Source organism: Mycobacterium intermedium (assembly GCF_002086275.1).
GTDB lineage: Bacteria > Actinomycetota > Actinomycetes > Mycobacteriales > Mycobacteriaceae > Mycobacterium > Mycobacterium intermedium.
In genome coordinates, this window is the sequence record NZ_MVHT01000042.1 from 15,714 (window position 1) to 36,437 (window position 20,724).

A 20,724-nucleotide genomic window follows, 5' to 3' on the forward strand; every position below is an offset into this window, starting at 1 on the left:
CCCCTCTCTAGGTCGGCCGCGGCTCATGGCCGGCCGGTGGGCTATGGCCCGGCGCCTTGGAACAAGAGGCCGGAGAGCTGCCGGCCGAAGTTCATCACACCGGACGTGAAGGCCGACGTGATGAGGTCCAGGTCGAGGACGCTGCCGTTGTACAGCCCGGAGAGGCCGGCACCCTGCTCGAGCAGGCCGGACACCTGCGTCCCGTAGTTGAAGATGCCGGAGACGGCACCCAGCAACGGGGCCGCGGCCTGGTTCAGGATGCCCGAAACGCCCGTTCCGTAGTTCGAAATGCCCGACAGCCCGCCACCGTAACCGAAGTTGAAGAAGCCCGATGACGGGAAAGTGGTGTGGTTTCCAAAGCCCGGGACCAGCGGGATGAAGAAGCCGCCGTTGACCGGCCCGACGAAGGCGTCGACGTCGAGGAGCACCGGGATGCGGTCGATGGTGATCGGCGGAGGGAAGTTGAAGGGCGGGGTGCCGTTGGACAGCGCGAGGCCCAGCGGGAACAGGGGTATCGGAATTTCTGGGCTGACGAAGGGTCCGATGGTGACGGACAGCGGCAGCTCGATGTGTATCGGCTCCATGGGAATGCTGATACCCGGGATGACGAATTCCGGCAGCAGGGTGGTTATGCCGAGCGAACTCAGGGACAGCGTGAACGGCTGCATCTCGCTGCCCGTCGTCTGGATGGGACCGACGTTGACGTCGATGAAATTCAGCAGCTTGATCGGGAACTGGTCGATGATGGAGCCGGAGCTGAACATCGGGCCGACGGTGATGCTGCTTGCGGGGTCGAGGCCCAGACCCGGGAAGACGATGTCCTGAATGGTGATGGGGCCGATTTCGAATACCGGGTTGATGGCGACCGTGATCGGCGAAATGGATATGGACGGGATGCTGAAGCCACCGATTGCGCCGGTTGCGGTGATGTCCAGCGGGATCGCCGGAATGTGGATCGACGGAATCTGGATCGGCCCGGCCCAGCCGGTCGCGTGGACATTCGCGACGTTGAAGTTCGGAATGATGGTTTCGTCGTAGGAGAACCCGATCACGCCCTGGTAGTCGCCCCACCAGAAGAAGCCGTTGCTGTAGTTGCCTCTGTTCAGGATGCCGGTGTTGACGTTGCCCGAGTTGGCCAGTCCGGTGTTGCTGTCGCCGGCGTTCAACCAGCCCGTATTGGCGATGCCGGTGTTGAAGCCGCCGGTGTTGCTGTCGCCGGCGTTGAACCCGCCGGTGTTGTAGTTGCCCGCATTGGCCAGGCCCGTGTTGAACCCGCCGGAGTTGAACACCCCGGTGCTGGCGATTCCGGAATTGCCGATGCCGGTGTTGTAGCTGCCCGAGTTGAACAGGCCGAAGTTGCCGGTACCGGAGTTGAAGAACCCGATGTTGCCGGTACCCGAATTGAATAGCCCGATATTGCCGCTACCCGAATTGAGAGCTCCGATTCCGGTCAGGTTGTCACCGTGCAAGCCGATTCCGACGTTCCCGGTGCCGGTGTTCGCGAACCCGATGTTGCCCACGCCGATATTGGCAATACCGAAGTTGCTCTGGCCGACGTTGGCGATGCCGATGTTGGGCATGCCCGACGGGCCCGGCAACGAACCGGAGTTCGCGATGCCGATGTTGCCCCAGCCGAGGTTGCCGAAGCCGAAGTTGTTGTCGCCGATATTGCCGGCGCCCAGGTTGAAGTCGCCGATGTTGCCCACGCCCAGGTTGAACCCGCCGACATTGCCCAACCCGGCGTTGGCGGCTCCCACATCGCCCAACCCCAGGCTGGCGCCCGAAAGCACTCCCGACAACTGGGCACCGAAGTTGCCGACACCTGACATCACCGCCGAGGTCCCCGCATCCACGGCGCTCGTGTTGAACAGGCCCGATAGTCCCGAGCCGATGTTGAACAAGCCCGATCCCAGGCTGCTGGCGTTGAAGAAGCCCGACGCCATCCCCTGCAACCCCGCCGGGACCTGGTTGAGCAGGCCCGAAACGTTCGACCCGACGTTCGAGATTCCCGACACTCCACCGGGACCACCGTTGAAGAAGCCCGACGACGGCGTGCCCGTCGTATTCAAGATGCCCGGGAGCGCCGGGATGTTGGCGAAGACGATGCGGGCGGGGCCAATTGTGCTGTGCGCCTCGAGGTACCAAGGAATTCCGGTGACCTTGATCTCCGGGATGGTGAAGGCGCCGGTCCCACCGGACACGTCGATGTTCAGCGGGTTCATCGCTGGGATGGTGAGACCACCCGGGAATACGGTGATGGGCTCGGAGTGGCCGGTGATGGAGGCCAGCAGCGGGATCCGGTCGATGTTGACCACGGGGGTGCTGAAGGGCAGGTTCGCCAGGAAAGCCGCGATGTTCCCTTGCGACGAGCTGGAACCTATCACCACCGGACCCAGCGTCAGCGTGAAAAGCTGGCCGGGAAGTACCTCGAACCCGCCCGAAAGGGGACCGACGCTGAGGGGTCCGCCGGGTTGCGAGCCGAACGAGTAGTTCAGTGTGACGGGGATCTTCGGGATCGCCAGGTGCGGGAGCGAGATCGGGCCGAGGCCGGCGCTGACCGTGATGGCGTCCAGGTCGACGCGCGGAATCGGGATCTCCGGGATGGTGAAGCTGCCGACGGCGACGTCGGCGTCGAATACCGCGCGGATCGCGGGAACATCGATGGCCGGGATGACGACGTCGCCCAGCCCGCCGGACAAGTACAGGTGCAGGAAGTCGGTTTGGGGCAGCACCACGGGGTCCAACACGAAACCACCCAGGCCCTCGTACTCACCCCGCCACAGCAGGCCGTTGCTGTAGTTCCCGGAGATGAGGGCCCCGGTGTTGACGTTGCCGGAGTTGGCCAGCCCGGTGTTGGTGTGGCCCGTGTTCAGCCAGCCCGTGTTGATGTTGCCGGGGTTGAAGCCGCCGGTGTTGGCGTTGCCCGCGTTGAAGCCGCCCGTGTTGTAGCTGCCCGCGTTGGCCAGGCCGGTGTTGAAGCCGCCGGCGTTGAACAGGCCGGTGCTGACGATGCCCGAGTTGCCGATGCCGGTGTTGTAGCTGCCCGAGTTGAACAGGCCGAAGTTGCCGGTGCCGGAGTTGAAGAACCCGACATTGTTGGTGCCCGAGTTGAACAACCCGATGTTGCCGCTGCCCGTGTTGAAGGCTCCGAACCCGGTCAGGTTGTCGCCGGTCAACCCGATGCCGATATTCCCACTGCCGGTGTTGGCGAACCCGATGTTACCGACGCCGATGTTCGCCAGGCCGTAGTTGCCGCTGCCGATATTGGCGAACCCAAAATTGTTGATGCCGAAAGGACCGGCACCCGAACCCGAGTTGGCGATCCCGACATTGCCCAAACCGAGGTTGCCGAATCCGAAGTTGTTGTCGCCGATGTTGCTGCCGCCGATGTTGAAATCGCCGATGTTGGCGGCGCCGAGGTTGAAGCCGCCGACGTTGCCGAAGCCGACATTGCTCGCCCCCACGTTGGCCAGCCCGGCCGAGACCAGGCTGACTGGGTTGAGTGCGCTGTCGCCCGACAACACACCCGACAGCTGGGCACCGACATTGCCGAAGCCCGACAACACCGCCGAGGTCGCGACATCTAGCGCGCTCGTGTTGAACAGGCCCGACACGCCCGAGCCCCAGTTGAGCAACCCCGATCCGAACGTGCCGGCGTTGAAGAGACCCGAAACCGTGCCTTGCGCGATCTGGCTGGCCTGGTTCCACCCACCCGACAAGTTCGAGCCGAAGTTGCCGATTCCGGAGACTCCCCCGGCACCGGAATTGAAGAAACCCGACGACGGCGTGGCGGTCGTGTTTCCGAACCCCGGGACAGGCGGAATGTGGATCGGCGAGAGTGCCATGGGGCCGAGCAGGAGGTCGATGTTGAGCTCGAGCGGAAGGGGGTCGATGGTGTATCCGTCGGGGAAGATCGTGAAAGGCGCGATTCCGGCGAACGCGTCGACATGCACCGGAATCTGCGGGAAGGTGAGGCCGTCGGGGAACAGGGTGATCGCCGGGATCCCGCCGGTCACATCGAGACGCAGCGGCAGGGAAGGAATAGTCAGCCCCGGAATCGCAATGGGCGGGATGCTCAGATTCAGCGCCGAGAATGACGGTCCAGAGTCCCCGAACTTGATGGTGAACGGGAACAGGCCGCCCTGGTATGGGCCGAGCACGGTGTTGCCGTTGGCGAAGTCGACGGTGGAAAGCCACACATTCTGAACGGCGGAAACGGTCAGCGGGGGTATGGCGGAAGGGCCGCCCGGTGACGTCGAGACGTCGTGGATCACGGTCGCCGGAATGTTCATGGGCGGCAAGATGACGAACGGGCCAAGCTCAAACGTCTTATGGATATCCAGCGGGATTGCGCCAATGGTGATGGGATCCAGCGTGAATGGACCGAAGTAGAAGGTTTCGTCGATGTCCAAGAACGGCGGTATGTCGACGGGGATCGGGTCGATGTGGATGGGTCCGAGGTTCAGGGTTTCGCGGATGTACACGAGGTATGTTTCGGGAGCCAAGTTGCCGATGTCGTAGTAGAAGCCGGCCAAGCCCTGGTAATCGCCCGTCCAGAAAGCGCCGTTGCTGTAGTTCCCCGAGATGAGCAGTCCGGTGTTGACGTTGCCGGAGTTGGCCAACCCAGTATTGGTGTCGCCGGTGTTCAACCAGCCCGTGTTGGTGTTGCCGGGGTTGAAGCCGCCGGTGTTGGCGTTGCCCGCGTTGAAGCTTCCCGTGTTGTAGCTGCCCGGGTTCGCCAGGCCGGTGTTGAAGCCGCCGGCGTTGAACAGGCCGGTGCTGGCAATGCCCGAGTTGCCGATGCCGGTGTTGTAGCTGCCCGAGTTGAACAGGCCGAAGTTGCCGGTGCCGGAGTTGAAGAACCCGACATTGTCGGTGCCCGAGTTGAACAACCCGATGTTGCCGCTGCCCGTGTTGAAGGCTCCGAACCCGGTCAGGTTGTCGCCGGTCAACCCGATGCCGACGTTCCCACTGCCGGTGTTGGCGAACCCGATGTTGCCGACGCCGATGTTCGCCAGGCCGTAGTTGCCGCTGCCGATATTGGCGAACCCGAAATTGTTGATGCCGAAGGAACCGGCACCCGAACCCGAGTTGGCGATCCCGACATTGCCCAAACCGAGGTTGCCCAACCCGAAGTTGTTGTCGCCGATGTTGCCGCCGCCGAAGTTGAAGTTGCCGACGTTGGCGGCGCCCAGGTTGAAGTCGCCGATGTTGCCGAGCCCGACGTTTCCGCCACCCAGGTCGCTCAGGCCCAAATTGGGGCCGACGATCCCGACGGCCGAACCGAGGCCCGAGATCAGGGCGTCTCCGATGCTCCCGTCGAACAGGCTCAAGATGCCCAGCCCCACGCCCGGGGCGCTCAAACCTCCCAATAGCAGTGCACTCAAAGCGCTGAACGGATCAAACGCCGGGCCGCCGGTGGTGCCGCCGCTGTCAGACCCCGGCAGCTCGATGATCCCGATGTTGAGGGGGCCGACAGCGGTGGTGAGGTCGAAATTCAGCGGAATTATCGGGCTGTTGTCGAACAGGAGGGTGGTCGCCGGAATGATCACGGGTTCTTTGATGTCCACGGAGAAGTTAAGAAGCTCCGACATATGGAGAACCGTCTTCTCCACGATGGACGCCGGCGAACCGAAGGACAGATTCAGCGGAATGGATTCCTTGATGACCGGCAGCTCGATGCTGAGGGGCGGCATGCTGAACGTCTCACCGCTCAATGGAATTACCACGGGTTGCATCGCGACGCCGTCTCTGAAGTCAAACAGCAGCAGGGTGTCGCCGATCCCCATGTACATCTTGAACGGCTGGGTGGAAATGGCTTGAATCTGAATTGACGGGATATCGAGCTTTCCCGTCATTCCCAGGCCGGAAAGAAGAACTGTTTTGGGCGCGGTGAGTCCCACGTCGACAACGCCGTTGAGACCGAAATTGATGGCAGGGATGGGAATTTCCGGGATCGTGAAGGGGCCGACCTCGAGGTTTCCCGTGACGGTGAGCAGTGGCGTCAACGCGTCCAAGACGGTGGTGGCCGGGAAGCTGACAGGGCCGATGCCGCCGGTCATGGCCAAGTGGAACGGGAACAGCCCACTGGTGATGCCGAAACCGCCGGGGATCGCCGGAATGGGGCCGTTGGCCGGCGTTGGCGGGTAGTAGCCCCATTGCAGAGGTATGGGGCCGATACCCATGCTGACCTGCAGGTCCACCGGGATGGGGTCGATTGTGAAACCCTGCGGGAACAGGGTGAATGCCCTCGTGCCGGCAGTGAAGTCGGTGAGGCTGACAATCGGGTTCTCCGGGAACTTCAAGCCGCCCGGGAACAACGTGAAGCCGTCCAGACCGCCGGTCAAGTTGACGGTCACCAGCCTTTGGTCACCGATGCTGAATCCGTTGGGGAACAAGGTCATCGGCGTTGTGGTCAGATCGAAACCGACGTTGATCGGGCCGGCGATCCCCGGGTTGGTACCGCTGCCGATGACGGGTCCGTTGACCTTGAGGTCGCTGATGCTCAGGTAGAACGGTCCGTGCGGGAATTTCGCTCCGGGCGGGCCTAGCGGCGGGCCGTAGTTGGCCAGCGTGAGGAACGGACTCGGTAGGGCAAACGGGTTCGCGAAGAACTGTGCACTGACGCTCAGGTCTGACATGAGCGGTGTCGCGGATACGCTGAAGCCCTCCAGATCGACGAATCCCGTGACGTGAACCGGGACAGCGGGAACCGTGATCTGTGGGAGGGTGAATTCGCGCACGCCGATGAAGGCTCCGGTGATTTCCACGTTGAACTCGGGGATGGGGATGGGTTCGACGTGGATGGGACCTAGGGTGCCGATCACGTGGAGGTTGATGGGGATTTCTGAAATTCCGCCGAGCGGAATGTATTGCGGGAACTCGATTGTGGGGAGCGGGAGCAGCTGTCCAGCGCTTGCGCCGGTGGCTAGAACACCGATGTTGCCGATACCCGAATTGGCGATACCGGTGTTGTTGCTCCCCGAATTGAACAAGCCAGAGTTACCGGTGCCGGAGTTGAAGAACCCGACATTGTTGGTGCCCGAGTTGAACAACCCGATATTGCCGCTACCGGAATTGAAGTCGCCGAACCCGGTCAGGTTGTTTCCGGTCAGCCCGATCCCGATATTCCCGTTGCCGGTGTTGCCGAGGCCGATGTTGCCCACGCCGAAGTTCCCGAAGCCGTAGTTGGCGTCACCGGCGTTACCGAATCCGACATTGCCCAAGCCGGGGATGCCGACCGAAAGACCCGAGTTCCCGAACCCGATATTGCCCACCCCGACATTGCCCAACCCGATGTTGCCGCTGCCGAGGTTGCCGTCGCTGAGGCCACTCAGGCCAAGGTTCGCGCCCGCCAAGATTCCCGACACCAACGGGCCGGAATTGAAGAAGCCCGAGGCCGTCCCCAGCAGTGTCTGCGCGGTTTGGGGTGCTTGATTGAACCAGCCCGACAAGTGCGTGCCGGAGTTGAAGAAGCCCGAAGATCCACCGGCCCCGCTGTTGAAGAATCCCGACGAAGGTGTGGTGGTGGTGTTCCCGTAGCCCGGCACCAGCGGAGTGGTGAACCCGGGCATGCTGATCGGGCCGCCGCTACCGGTGGCATGCAAGCTCAAGGGAATGTTGCTGATCGTTATCGGCGGGGTGCTCAGCGAGTCGATACGGCCGATCAGATTGAACGTGATCGGCAGCGCCTGCTCGGGAATTGAAAATCCCGGAATGGTGAATGCGTCGGTCCCTATCGCCGCACCGAGGCTGAGCGTAAGTGGCGTGTCGGGAATGCTCAGGCCGTTCGGCAACAGCGTAATCGCGGGCGTGGAATAACTAAAGGTGAACGGGACCGAAAAGCCCATATTGATGGTTATTGGGCCGATTATTGTGGTGGGCACGGGGTTGGGCGAAAGCGATACCTGGCTGATCGCTGGAATTGTTATCGTCGACTGCGGCCACGCGGCGTTCAGGAGGAATTCGGCGTGTTGGGCCGGCAAAAGGGGTATCGGATCGATCTTGATTGGACCGATCGAAAGGTTCGGTATGACGCCACCCAGCGAGATCGCCGGGATGTGGATGGGCGGAACGACCAACGGGCCCAGATAGAAGGTGTGGTCGATGTTGATCGGGATTTCGGGAAGCAGGTGGATGGGCTCTATCGTGATGGCGCCGACGCCGCCGTTGACATCGACGCTGATGGGGATGTCGCCCAGCAAACCGATTCCGCCCGATATGGGTCCGAGCAAACCCTGGTATTCGCCCCGCAACAAGAAACCGTTGCTGTAGTCACCCGACAGAAACGCGCCGGTGTTGACATTGCCGGAATTCGCCAGCCCGGTGTTCGTGTCACCGGTGTTGAGCCAACCCGTATTGATGCTGCCCGGGTTGAAGCTGCCCGTGTTGAAAGCGCCCGTGTTGAAGCTGCCGGTGTTGTAGTTACCGGCGTTGGCAATACCCGCGCTGAATCCGCCCGCGTTGAACAGACCCGTGCTGCCGATGCCCGAGTTGCCGATTCCGCTGTTGTAACTACCGGAATTGAACAGGCCGAAGTTGCCGGTGCCGGAGTTGAAGAACCCGACGTTGTTGGTTCCGGAGTTGAACAAGCCGATGTTGTCGCTACCGGAATTGAGCCCACCGATCCCGGTCAGGTTGTTGCCGGTCAACCCGATGCCGATGTTCCCGTTGCCGGTGTTGCCAAAGCCGATGTTGCCGATACCGAGGTTCCCGAAGCCGTAGTTGGCGTCACCGGTGTTGCCGAATCCGAAATTGCCCAAGCCCCCGGCAGTTGCCGGCAGACCCGAGTTGCCGAACCCGACGTTGCGCAGGCCGATGTTGCCCCACCCGACGTTGTTGTTGCCGACGTTGCCGCCGCCCAGGTTCAAACCACCGACGTTGCCGTTGCCGACGTTGTAGCTGCCGATGTTCCCGAGGCCGGCGTTGAAGGTGCCGACGTTGGCCAGGCCCAGATTGACGACGAGTGTCTTGAGCGGGTCGGAAGCGGCCGCGCCGGCGATGGCAAACGGCTGAGCAAACGGTGCCAACGCCTCGACGGCCGCCGAAGCGCCGGCGTGATAGCCCAACATCGCGGCGACGTCCTGGGCCCACATCAGCTCGTAGTCGAACTCCGCAGCCGCGATCGCCGGAGTGTTCTGGCCAAACAGATTCGACAGCACCAGCGATACCAGCTGCGAACGGTTGGCCGCGATCAGCAAGGGATCCACCGTCGCGGCCAACGCCGCCCCGAACACCTCCGCCACGACCCGCGCCTGCCCGGCCGCGGCCGCCGCGGCGGCCGCGGTCGCATTCAGCCATCCGGCATACGGAGCGGCCGCGCTCGCCATCGCAACCGCCGAGGCTCCCTGCCAGGCTCCACCCGCCAACCCCGAGGTGACCGAGCCGAATGACTCCGCAGCCGAGCTGAGCTCGGCGGCCAGCTCATCCCAGGCCGCCGCGGCGGCAAACAGCGGCTCAGGCCCCGCCCCGGTGTGGATGAGCGCCGAGTTGATCTCGGGAGGCAGCAAGGGGAAAGTCATGCTGCCTCCCATTCCGCGTTCGTCTTCGACATGGCCATCAACCGCTCGCCATCACGGTGTTGCACCGAGGCCGCCGGCGCCGCCGGTCCCCCCGCCGCGGGGCTGGGTTGGACCTAAATTGCCACCCGGACTCTGGCCGCCTGTGCCGCCGCCGCCGGGACCGCCGGGATTGGCGCCGCTGTTGCCGCCCTTGCCGCCGTTCCCGCCGTTGCCGCCGTTGCCGTTGAGGCCGGTCAGGCTCGACGTCTGGCCGCCGTCGCCGCCGTCGCCGCCCTTACCTCCGTTACCGCCGGTGCCGCCGGCAGCGGCGTTCCCACCGGCACCGCCCACGCCGCCGACCCCGCCATTGCCGCCGGTGGAGCCTCCCCCGCCGCCGCCGTTACCGCCGTGACCGGCGTTGCCGCCTAGCCCGCCTTGCACAACGCCGGCACCGCCCGCGCCGCCGGCGCCACCATTTCCGCCGCCACCGGAGACAGTGCCGATGGTTCCACCGCTGTTAGGGCCACCGTCGCCGCCATCACCGCCGGTGCCACCGGCACCGCCCACGTAGCCACTGCCGCCGGCACCACCGGCGCCACCAGCCGCGCCGGTACCACCCCTGGTGACGCTGCTGTTCCCGCCGACACCGTCGCCGCCGTTGCCGCCGCTGCCGCCCTTGCCGCCGACGTTGCCGACGTTGTTGCCGCCGTTGCCACCCGCGCCGCCCATGCCGCCGGCACCACCGGAGCCGCCGGTGATACCAGAGTTGGCTCCCCCGGACCCGCCGTTACCACCGGCACCGCCGCTGCCGCCGTTGCCGCCGTCGCCGCCAGAGCCGTTCGGGTTGCTGCCGCCCTTGCCACCATTGCCGCCGGCGCCACCGGTTGCACCCTCGACGCCGATCGAGGCGGGTCCGCTGGTGTCGCCATAGCTGCCGTTACCGCCGTGACCGCCGTTACCACCCTTGCCGCCGATTCCCGTCGCATCGCCTCCGGCGCCGCCGTGGCCGCCGGCGCCGCCGTTACCGCCCTTGGTCCCGCTACCGGCATTCGTGGCGGGGCCGCCGTGGTCACCGTGGCCACCGTTGCCGCCATTGCCCCCGAGCGAGACGCCCGAGCCACCGGCGCCGCCATTGCCACCGTTTCCACCTTGGCCGCCACTGGCACCGCCGCTACCAACGCCGCCGCGGCCGCCGACCCCGCCCTTGCCGCCGTTGCCGCCGTTGCCGCCTATGTCTCCCGCGCCGCCGGCACCGCCGGCGCCGCCATGCCCGGCATTGCCGCCGTAGGCATTGCCGTTGCTGCTGCCACCGGTGCCGCCCTTCCCGCCGGCACCACCGGCACCACCGGTGGTGCCGGAGAAGCTGACGTTGCCGCCGCCGGCGCCGCCTGCGCCGCCCGAGCCGGCGTTTCCGCCGTTGCCGCCGGTGCCGTCACCGCCGTTACCACCCGCGCCGCCCGCGCCGCCCGCACCGCCGGTGCCGACGCCAATGCCGATGTTCATTCCGCCGTTGCCGCCGGCCCCGCCGTTGGCGCCGTGGCCGCCAGACTGACCGGTACTTACGCTGCCGCCGGCGGCCCCGGATCCACCCGTGCCCCCGGCGCCACCCGCGCCGCCGTTAACGCCGGCACCGCCGTTGCCGCCGGCGCCGCCGGCGCCACCGCTGCCGCCGTATCCGGCGTCGGCAGCGGTTCCGCCGCCGTTGCCGCCGTTGCCACCGTTGCCGCCGGCAGCACCGGCGCCCGACGTGCCGTTTCCGGCGTTGCCCCCCTTGCCGCCGGAGCCGGCGTTGCCGCCGTTGCCGCCGACGCCGCTACCGCCGTCGGCGCCATGGCCGCCGTGACCGCCGGTGCCACCAGGGCCGGCAGTACCGGCACCGCCATTACCGCCGTTGCCGCCACTGCCGCCGGTGCCGGCGGTGCGCCCGAGGGCCGTCGAACCATTGCCGGCGGCGGCACCACCGTTGGCACCGTTGGCCCCGGCACCGCCGGTGGTGCCGTTGCCGCCGTTGCCGCCGCTACCGCCGTTGCCGCCGCTGCCGCCCCGCCCGCCGATGGCGCTGGTGCCACCGCCGTTACCGGCCGCCCCGGCAGCGCCACCGGCGACGCCCGCGACGCCGGTGCTGTTGCCGGAGTTTCCGCCGTTGCCGCCGCTACCGCCGTTGCCGCCGTCCGAACCGCCGCCGTGGCCGCCGTTGCCGCCACTGCCGCCGGCGCCGCCCTTACCGCCTTCACCGGCCGAGCCGTGGCCGCCGTTGCCACCGTTGCCGCCGTTGCCGCCGTTGCCGGCCGTTACGTTGACTACGCCAGAGCCGCTGTTGGCGGCGCTGCTGGCGTTGCCCCCGGCACCACCGGCGCCACCCGTCGTGCCGTTGCCGCCATGGCCGCCGTTACCGCCATGGCCACCGTTCCCGCCCACGGCGTTGGTGTTGGCAACTCCTGCGGCGCCCGCGGCACCACCCTTGCCGCCGTCGCCGCCCGCACCATTCGTGCCGTCGCCGCCGTTGCCGCCGTTGCCGCCAGAACCGCCCTTCCCCGTCGTATTGCCGTTGCTGGTGCCGCCAATACCACCGGCACCACCGGCACCACCGTTGCCGCCCGGGCCGTCGAGGCCTTTGCCACCGTTGCCGCCGTTGCCACCCGCACCGGCGTCACCGCCGCGGCCAGTGTCCGCGCCGTTGGCACCGTTGCCGCCCTTGCCGCCGGCACCGCCGACGCCGCCGACCGTGTCGGTGCCGCCGTTTCCGCCGTTACCACCGCTGCCGCCGTTGCCGCCGTGGCCGTTGATGCCCGGCGCGCCGCCGTAGCCACCGGTGCCACCGGCACCACCGAACCCTTTGCTGGAGTTTCCGCCGACGCCTCCGGCGCCACCGTTGCCTCCGGNACCAGTGAAGTTGCCCTGACCGCCGAAGCCGCCGCCACCGCCTTCGCCACCGCCGTACTCGCCGTCGCCACCGGCGCCGCCGGCGCCGCCGTGGCCACCTGAGTTTCCGGTTCCGCCCATGCCGCCCTGGCCGCCGTAGCCACCGATCCCGTTGGTGCTGTCCCCGCCTTTGCCGCCTTTGCCGCCGTTGCCGCCGGGGCCACTCACGCTGTCTCCGTTACCGCCGGGACCGCCGGCGCCACCTGGGCCGCCGAACCCGGTGCCGCCCTGTCCGCCGTCGCCGCCGTCGCCGCCGGCACCGCCGACTCCGGCAGACGTTCCAGCGTTGGTCCCGCTGCCGCCCGTGCCGCCGAAGCCGCCCAGACCGCCGTTGATCAGTCCGGCGCCGCCGTCGCCGCCGTCGCCGCCCCTACCGCCGGTGCCTACGAAAAACGCCTGGTCCAGTGCGCCGCCGCCATTGCCGCCGTTGCCGCCGTTACCACCGTGGAGGCCCGAACCGCCGTTGCCGCCGTTACCACCGGCCCCGCCGTGCATGGCGGTACCGCCCGCCGCTGCCTGGGCGGAGCCACCGTTGCCCCCATTGCCGCCCTTGCCGCCGATGGGGGTTGTGCCGTCGGTGCCGTCCAACCCTTTGAAGTAGATGGGATCGCCCTTGGCATCGGTGCCGGTCTGAGGTCCGACGCCGCCCTTGCCTCCGGTACCGCCGACACCCGCGTTGCCGCCGTTGCCGCCGTTGCCGCCCTTGCCGACCGCACTGGCGTCGGAACTGCTGGTGCCGGCCTGGCCGTTGCCGCCGTCGCCCGGATTGCCGCCGTTGCCGCCGTTGCCGGCGTCACCGCCGAGGCCCTTGGTGCCGTTGGCGTATCCGGCCGCCTTCGCCGCGCCGCCTAGACCGCCGTCGCCGCCGTTGCCGCCGTTGCCGCCGTTACCGCCGTTACCGCCGTTTTGGCCGTTGCCACCGTCGCCGGGGAAGATGTTGCTGCCGTCGGCGCCGGTCAGGCCGTCGCCGCCGTGGCCACCGGAACCACCCGCGCCGCCGTTGCCGCCGTTACCGCCCTTACCGGCGTTGATCCCGCCCGCGCCGCCGGCTCCACCGTTTCCGCCGGAACCGCCACTGGTGCCGGAGGTGCCAGAGACACCGGTGCTCTTCGCCGGCGTTCCGTCGACACCGGCTCCACCCGCGCCGCCGTTGCCGCCCTTGCCGCCGTCACCGGAACCGCCGGCGTTGCCGCCATTACCTCCGACCCCACCATTGCCGCCGGGCGCTGAAGCGCTACCGGTCGTGCCGTTACCGCCGGCACCGCCGTTGCCACCGTTGCCGCTCACGGATCCGCCGGTGCCGCCGGCGCCGCCGTTGCCGCCGTTCTTGCCTACGCCGCTGGCGGTGCCGCCGTCGCCGCCGTTGCCGCCGTTGCCGTACTTGCCGCCGTTGCCGCCGTTGCCGCCGTTACCGGCCTGGGTTCCTGCATTGGTGTTCGAGCCTTTGCCCCCGTTGCCGCCGTCACCACCACTGGTGGGCCCGGTGCCGTCGGCGCCGTCCGCACCCTTCATGGCCGGAATGAAGCCCTTGCCTGCGGCACCCCCAACGCCTCCGGTGCCGGGGTTGCCGCCGTTACCGCCGTTGCCGCCGGCCCCTGCCTTGTTGGCCCCGGTGGGGTCCCCGGCGGCGCCGTCGCCGCCGTTGCCCGCGGCGCCGCCGTTGCCCGCGTCGCCGCCGCTGCCGGCTTTGGCGAACATGGCGAACGAGTCGCCGCCCTTACCGCCGTTTCCGCCCTTGCCGCCGTTGCCGCCGTTGCCGCCGTTGGCGCCGTTGGCGGCTCCGATGTTGTCGTCCCCGTCGGTTCCGGCGGCGCCGTCGCCGCCCTTGCCGCCGTTGCCGCCCTTGCCGTTCAGCGCCCCGCCGTTGCCGCCGTTACCCCCGTTACCGCCATCCCCGCCGCTGGCGGCGTTGCCGCCGTTCTTGCCGGTGTCGGTGCCACTGGCACCGTTGCCCCCGTTACCGCCGTGACCACCGTCGCCGACCAACCCGCCGTTGCCGCCATTGCCGCCGTTGCCGCCGTTGGCGCCGTTGGGGTACGCACCCGTGCGGGTGGCGCCGTTGCCGCCGTTGCCGCCATTGCCGCCGCTGGTAGGTGAAGTGCCGTTGGCCCCGGGCGTGCCATTCAAATCGGGGGTGGCGCCCAGGCCGGCGGCACCGCCCACGCCGCCCGCGCCGGGGTTACCGCCGTTGCCGCCGTTGCCACCGTTGCCCTGCAGGAGCGCGAGAGTCGGGTCGCCGTTGGCGCCGTGACCGCCGTTTCCGGCCACCCCGCCCGTGCCGCCTTTGCCGCCGTTCCCTCCCTTGCCGTTGAGGCCGGCGACAGCGGTGCCGCCGTCACCTCCGGAACCGCCGGTCCCGCCCGTGCCGCCGTTGCCGCCGTTGCCGCCGTTTTCGCCGGTGTTCAGGGCGGAGGCATCGTGCCCGTTGCCGCCAACGCCACCGTTGCCGCCGTCTCCGCCGTTACCCCCGGCACCGCCATTGCCGGCCTTCGCGCCGCCGTTACCGCCATTGCCGCCCTTACCCCCGCTGCTGCCGATAGCCCCGCTACCGCCGTCGCCGCCGCCGCTACTGCCGGCGATGCCTTCATGACCGGCCCCGCCGGCACCGCCGTTACCCCCGTTGCCGACGGATCCACCGTTGCCGCCGTTGCCCCCAGCCCCGCCGGCGAGGTTGGCATTGATACTGGCTGCGCCGGCCCCACCGTTACCCCCGTTGCCGCCGCTGGTCGGAGTGGCGCCGGTGGCACCGGGCAGGCCTGCCAACGCTCCGGCACCGCCACCTACCCCGCCCGTGCCGGGGTCGCCGCCGTTACCGCCCTTCCCGCCGGCACCACTGTTGAACACGAAGGTCGGATCCCCTGAGCCGCCGGCACCACCATCCCCGCCGATACCGGCTGCGCCGCCGGCGCCACCGTTTCCGACTAACGTCCCGCCGCGACCGCCGTTGCCGCCGTTCCCGCCATTGCCACCATTCCCGCCGTCGGCGCCGGTGCCGTTGATACCGGCGGCACCGGGCGCGCCGGGCCCGCCGGTCCCGCCGGCTCCGCCGTTGCCGAACAACCCCCCGGCGTCGCCGCCGTTGCCACCGTTGCCGCCAAACCCGCCCGCCGTACCGACGCCGCCCTGCCCACCGGTCCCGCCGTTGCCCCAGATGAGCCCGCCGTTACCTCCGGCGCCACCATTGCCGCCGAGGCCGCCCACCCCGCCGGCTCCGCCGGAACCGAACAGCCCGGCACTGCCGCCGGCACCGCCGTTGCCACCAACGCCGCCAGGCCCACCAACGCCTCCGTTGCCGTTCAACCACCCGCCGGCCCCGCCTGCGCCGCCATTAGCACCGGCGCCGCCGGCGCCGCCGGGCCCGCCGTTGCCAAACAGCCCGGCAGCGCCACCCGGCCCACCGATTTGACCGGGCGCCCCGGAACCGCCGGCGCCGCCATGGCCCCACAACAGACCCCCAGGCGTGCCGGCCTGCCCGCTCTCGGGCGCCGCACTGACCCCGTCTCCGATCAACTTGCGGCCCAACAAGAGTTGAGTTGGTGTGTTGATCACATCCAGCACGGCCTGCTCGAACATTTGGAATGGCGACGCACTTGCCGCCTCCGCGATCGCGTACGTGTTGCTGGTCGCAGCCAGCGATTGCACGAACTGCGCATGAAATGCCGCAGCCTGAGCGCTCAGCGCCCGGTACTCCTGCGCGTGCGTGCCGAACAACGCGGCGATCGCCGTAGACACTTCGTCGGCGGCTGCCGCCAGCAGGTTGCTGGTCGGGCCCGCCGCAGCGGCATTCGCCGCGCTGATCGCCGACCCGATCCCGGCCAAATCTGTTGCCGCGGCTGCCACGAACTCCGGGGCCACCATTAGCGACATGAGAATTCCTCCAGCATCCGGGATGCGAACACAACCAAGTCGCTAGCTATGCAATTGATCGACGAATACCTCCGCCCGCGTCAGCGATCCCCCGGCACCGATACACCCAAACGCGAGTCCTGTGTTCGGACGCAACTCTGCGGAATTCATCGCCCGGCCTTTTCTCAGATATCCGCGACAATCGCCGGTTGCCGCACCCTCTTCCAGCTGCGCCGCTTGGCGAAGACCTGCCAACCGTAGGGATAAGTTTGAACCAATTGATTCTGCCCGTCAGCCAGTTGGCACAAGCGAGTGCATTGTTACCAAAGCTGCCCTAATCACTTGTGCACAATGCCCATTGGGGCACGAGGCGAGAATCCGGGTCAGCGGCGCCGCCACGTTTCAGCCGCGGGTCAGGCTGGTCAGCGCGTACTCGCTCACCGCGATCAGCGCATCGGTCGCCGAACGTCGATTACGGGCATCGACGTTGATCAACGGAATTTGCGGGGGCAACGTCAGCGCCTTGCGCACCTCGTCGAGGGGATATCTCGGCGCGCCGTCGAACTCGTTCACCGCAACCAGAAATGGCAGATTGCGGTGCTCGAAGAAGTCGACCGCGGCAAAGCTGTCCTGCAGGCGCCGACAGTCGACCAGGATTATCGCGCCTATGGCGCCGCGCACCAGGTCGTCCCACATGAACCAGAACCGGCGCTGGCCCGGGGTGCCGAACAGGTACAACACCAGATCGTCGGCCAGGGTGATGCGCCCGAAGTCCATGGCCACCGTGGTGGTCCGCTTGTCCGGGGTCGCCTCGAGCATGTCCACGCCCGCCGAGGCGTCGGTGACCATCGCTTCCGTCCGCAGCGGCATGATCTCGGAGACCGCGCCGACGAATGTCGTCTTGCCGGCACCGAACCCACCGGCGATGACGATTTTCGTCGACGCGGTGTCGTGCTCGACGGAACGGTTGTCAAAGGGCGCGGAGGCCACGCAGGGTCCTTCCTATGAGTTCGGAACGCTCGTCGCGCGTCGAACGGTCGGTCAAGGTCCTGTGCACTCGAAGGTAACCGGCGGTGACCAGATCACCGATCAAGACGCGCGCAACACCCACCGGCAGATCGAGACGAGCGGCGACTTCGGCGACCGACGGGCTGTCCGCGCACAGGTGGACGATCCTTGCGCGCGGGTCATGGAGCGGCCACGACTTGGGCCGGTCCCGGCCGTCGTCCGGCAACGTCTGCACCGGCGCTTCCAGCGGAAGCTCGACGTCGGTGCCCGTTCGTCCAGCCGTCAGCGTATACGGGCGGACGAGATGCGCCGACTCGTCGCTAGCGCCGGGAAGACTGGACAACGCTACCCACCCGTTCGACGAGAACGGCCATCTCGTAACCGATTTGGCCGATGTCGCATCCGTTCACAGCCAGCGTCGCCAGGTGCGAACCGTCGCCGACCCGCATCAACAGCAGGAAGCCGTTCTGCATCTCCACCACCGACTGCAGCACCTGACCGCCCTCGAAGAGTTGAGCGGCGCCGGTCGCCAGGCTGGCCAGCCCGGACGCCACCGCCGCCAGCTGATCGGCCCTTTCGCGCGGGAGGTACTCGCTGGCCGCGACGGGCAACCCGTCGACCGAGACGAGCAACGCGTGCGCTACGCCCGGGACGTCGCGGGCGAACTGCGTGACCAGCCAGTCCAGCGAGTCTCCCGGGGTACCGCCCGTCATGGCCGATCCGATCCGTTGGCGATGTCGCCCGCCTGCGATCGCCCGGTGTGCACGCCACCGAAGTGGCTGCCGATCGAGGCGCGAACCGCCTCGGGGTCACGGACCACGGACTCGTCGGCATCGGACTCTGCCGAGCCCGGCACCAGGCGGGCACCGGGATTGCGCACCGGCAGGCCGTGCTCGGTGTGTGCCTCGACGGGCTGCTCCTCGGCAGCGGCCGCCGCCGACCAGCCGTGATCCCACACGGTCTTCCAGTCCAAGTCGGGGCTCTCGACCAGGTCGTGCGGGTCGCCCATCATCTCGGCAAGCATCCGCTGGTAGATGACATCGTCATCAGCGGGGCCGGCCGGGTCCGCCGGCTTGGGTGCGGGCTTCACGGGCGGGTCAGGCGAGTCAGCCGGGGCGGGTGGACGCCGGGCGAAGAACGCCGAGGTGTCGGACGCCCGGGCCGGTTGCGCGGTCGGTGTCGGGGCCGGTTGGGTGGCGGCCGACTGCTGGGGCCGCCCGGCGGCCGGCGTGCTCTCCTTCTGAATGCCCTTCTCCCACCAGGGCGTCGGCAGCTCGCGCCGCGGCCGCTTGCTCGGCTGGGCGGGGACGTCGGTGATGCCGCTGGTACCGGGAGTGCGTCGGGGCAACAGCGAGACAGGCGGAACGGTTGCACCGGCGCCGTTCGCGGCGGGCTCCGCGACGGCTTGTTGATCGCCCCGCTCATCGGCAGACGGCCTGGGCGGCGACACGATGAAAGCACCGGCGGCCCGTTTCGGCGCGGCGGACTCCGGCGCGGCGGTTCCGACGAGCACGGCGGCCGGTAAGTAGACCTCGGCCGTCGTGCCGCTGCCGGACTCACCGGCCGCCGGGCCGCGCAGCCCCACCCGGATACCGTGCCGGCTCGCCAGTCGCCCAACCACGAACAGGCCCATGTGCCGCGCGTTGTCCGGGGTCACCTCGCCGCCGGCCTGCAGTCGCATGTTGGCCATCCGCCGATCCGACTCGGTCATGCCCAAGCCGGAGTCGGCGACTCGCAGCAACGCTCCGCCGTCCTTGCCTCGGACGGCGGATACCTTCACCTGGGTGGTCGGCGGCGAGTAGCGCAGCGCGTTGTCGATCAATTCGGCGAGCATGTGGATGACACCGCCGGCCGCCGAGCCGACCACCGTGCAGTCGGGCAGGTCCGCGATCTCGACCCGCCGGTAGTCTTCGACCTCGGACACCGCCGCGTTGAGCACGGTCGACAGCGGCACCGGTTCGCGGTTGTCACGGGTGATCTGCGCGCCCGCGAGCACCAGCAAATTGGCACTGTTGCGGCGCAGCCGAGCGGCCAGGTGATCCAGCCGGAACAGGGTTTCCAGCCGCTCGGGATCCTCTTCCTTACGTTCCAGCCCGTCGATGAGCTTCAACTGCTGGTCGACAAGGGATCGACTGCGCCGCGACATGGTCTCGAACATGTCGTTGACCAGTAGCCGCAGCCGCGCTTCGTCGCCGGCCAACTGCAGCGCCTGGGTGTGAAGTTCGTCGACGGCGTGAGCGACCTGCCCGATCTCCTCGGTGGTGTACACGGCCAGCGGCACGGGGACCGGGTCTGCACCCCCTCGGACCGCCTCGATTTCGCCGGCGAGGTCGGTGTGGGCGACTTTCAGGGCGCCGTCACGCAGCACGCGCAGCGGCCTGACCAGCGTTCGGGCCACCAGCAGCACCGCGGCCAAGGCGATCACGATGGCGCCCAACACGAGCACGGCATCACGGGTGGCCGCGTCGCGACGTGCGATGGCCTGGCTTTGCACCGACTTCGTCACCGGCGTCGCGTTGTCGCTGATGACCTGCTCGGCGATCCGCTTGGTCGTCTCGATCGAGCGCAGCAGATCAGGGTTGTCGACCAGCTCATTCGCCGGATCGGACAGGATCGCGAGCCGCGAGACCATCTGCTGCTGCAGGGTCTTGGTCTCCGGGGATCCGATGCCGAGCAACTGGTTGAGCCCGAAAAGGGTGGACGGTTCGGTGCCGGCCAGCGTGATCATCGACGAACGCAGTTGCGGCTCTGGAAGTTCGGCGCCACGAGTCACCAGGATCTCTTGCATGGTCATCTGCCCACGCGCGCCGAGCGCTCGGCTCAGCCCCTGCACCTGGGCGCGAATCTGCTCGGTGTCGGCGCGCACCGAGGCATTGATCGCGTCCTCGGCCGTCAACAGCAGCGGCGCGTAGCTGGTGATCCGCTCGCGCACCGGGATGCTGTCGGAGAGCACCTTGTCCACCAGCGACTGACCGTCGTTCAGCAGGGTGTTGACGCCTGAGCGAACATCGGCGATCACGTTCGTATCCGCCAGGCGCAGCTGCAACTCGGTCTTGCGGGCGGCGAAGTTCTTCTTGGCGCCTTCCACATCGCGACCGGTGGAGCCGGCCAACAACGCCACGTCCAGTGCCGACATGTAATTGGTGATCGCCGGAATCATGTTGGCGCGCGCGGCGGCCAGCCGGAGTTCGTCGGAACTGTCCCACTCCGCGCGCACCCGCAACACCCCGAAAGTGGTGGCCAAGATCAGTGGAATCAGCGCTATCGCAAAGACTTTCCACCGCACCGGCCAATTGCGCAGCGACCAGGCGGGCGGCCGCTTCCCGGGTGCGGGTTCGGCGGGACTGACCGGTGGAGCCGCCGCGACCGGTTGGGTCGGGCGGGCGAACATGGTCATGGGTTGGCGGCCGTGCGACCGGCCATTGACGCATGACATGCCCCAACGTGC

General features: G+C 68.0%; 6 protein-coding genes. All 6 read right to left on the minus strand.

Features of this window, described 5'->3' with window-relative positions; translation table 11 throughout:
* Positions 1-41: 41 nt before the first annotated feature.
* Positions 42-9,521 carry a PPE family protein gene (locus BST27_RS15950; protein ID WP_083148541.1) on the minus strand — a complete coding sequence of 3,160 codons (9,480 nt, stop codon included), beginning with the start codon at positions 9,519-9,521 and terminating at the stop codon, positions 42-44.
* A gap of 51 nt (positions 9,522-9,572) precedes the next feature.
* Positions 9,573-16,289, minus strand: a complete 6,717-nt coding sequence (locus BST27_RS15955; RefSeq protein ID WP_139805181.1) for a PE family protein — start codon at positions 16,287-16,289, stop codon at positions 9,573-9,575.
* Between the two features lie 381 nt (positions 16,290-16,670).
* Positions 16,671-17,258: a GTP-binding protein gene (locus BST27_RS15960; RefSeq protein ID WP_069422133.1), complete on the minus strand. Its 588-nt coding sequence runs from the start codon at positions 17,256-17,258 to the stop codon at positions 16,671-16,673.
* Positions 17,239-17,619: a DUF742 domain-containing protein gene (locus BST27_RS15965; protein ID WP_069422134.1), complete on the minus strand. Its 381-nt coding sequence runs from the start codon at positions 17,617-17,619 to the stop codon at positions 17,239-17,241. The genes BST27_RS15960 and BST27_RS15965 overlap by 20 nt, the downstream gene beginning before the upstream one ends.
* On the minus strand, positions 17,597-17,989 hold the full coding sequence (locus BST27_RS15970) for a serine protease inhibitor (protein ID WP_069422135.1): 393 nt from the start codon (positions 17,987-17,989) through the stop codon (positions 17,597-17,599). Before BST27_RS15970 ends, BST27_RS15965 begins: the two co-directional genes overlap by 23 nt.
* Positions 17,986-20,673, minus strand: coding sequence for an ATP-binding protein (locus BST27_RS15975; protein ID WP_069422136.1), 2,688 nt, complete (start codon positions 20,671-20,673; stop codon positions 17,986-17,988). Before BST27_RS15975 ends, BST27_RS15970 begins: the two co-directional genes overlap by 4 nt.
* Positions 20,674-20,724: the final 51 nt, after the last annotated feature.

Coding starts and splice junctions, on each gene's coding strand:
- BST27_RS15950 (WP_083148541.1), bottom strand. CDS start 9,521: ATGACTTTCCCCTTGCTGCCTCCCGAGATCAACTCGGCGCTCATCCAC.
- BST27_RS15970 (WP_069422135.1), bottom strand. CDS start 17,989: ATGACGGGCGGTACCCCGGGAGACTCGCTGGACTGGCTGGTCACGCAG.
- BST27_RS15975 (WP_069422136.1), bottom strand. CDS start 20,673: ATGACCATGTTCGCCCGCCCGACCCAACCGGTCGCGGCGGCTCCACCG.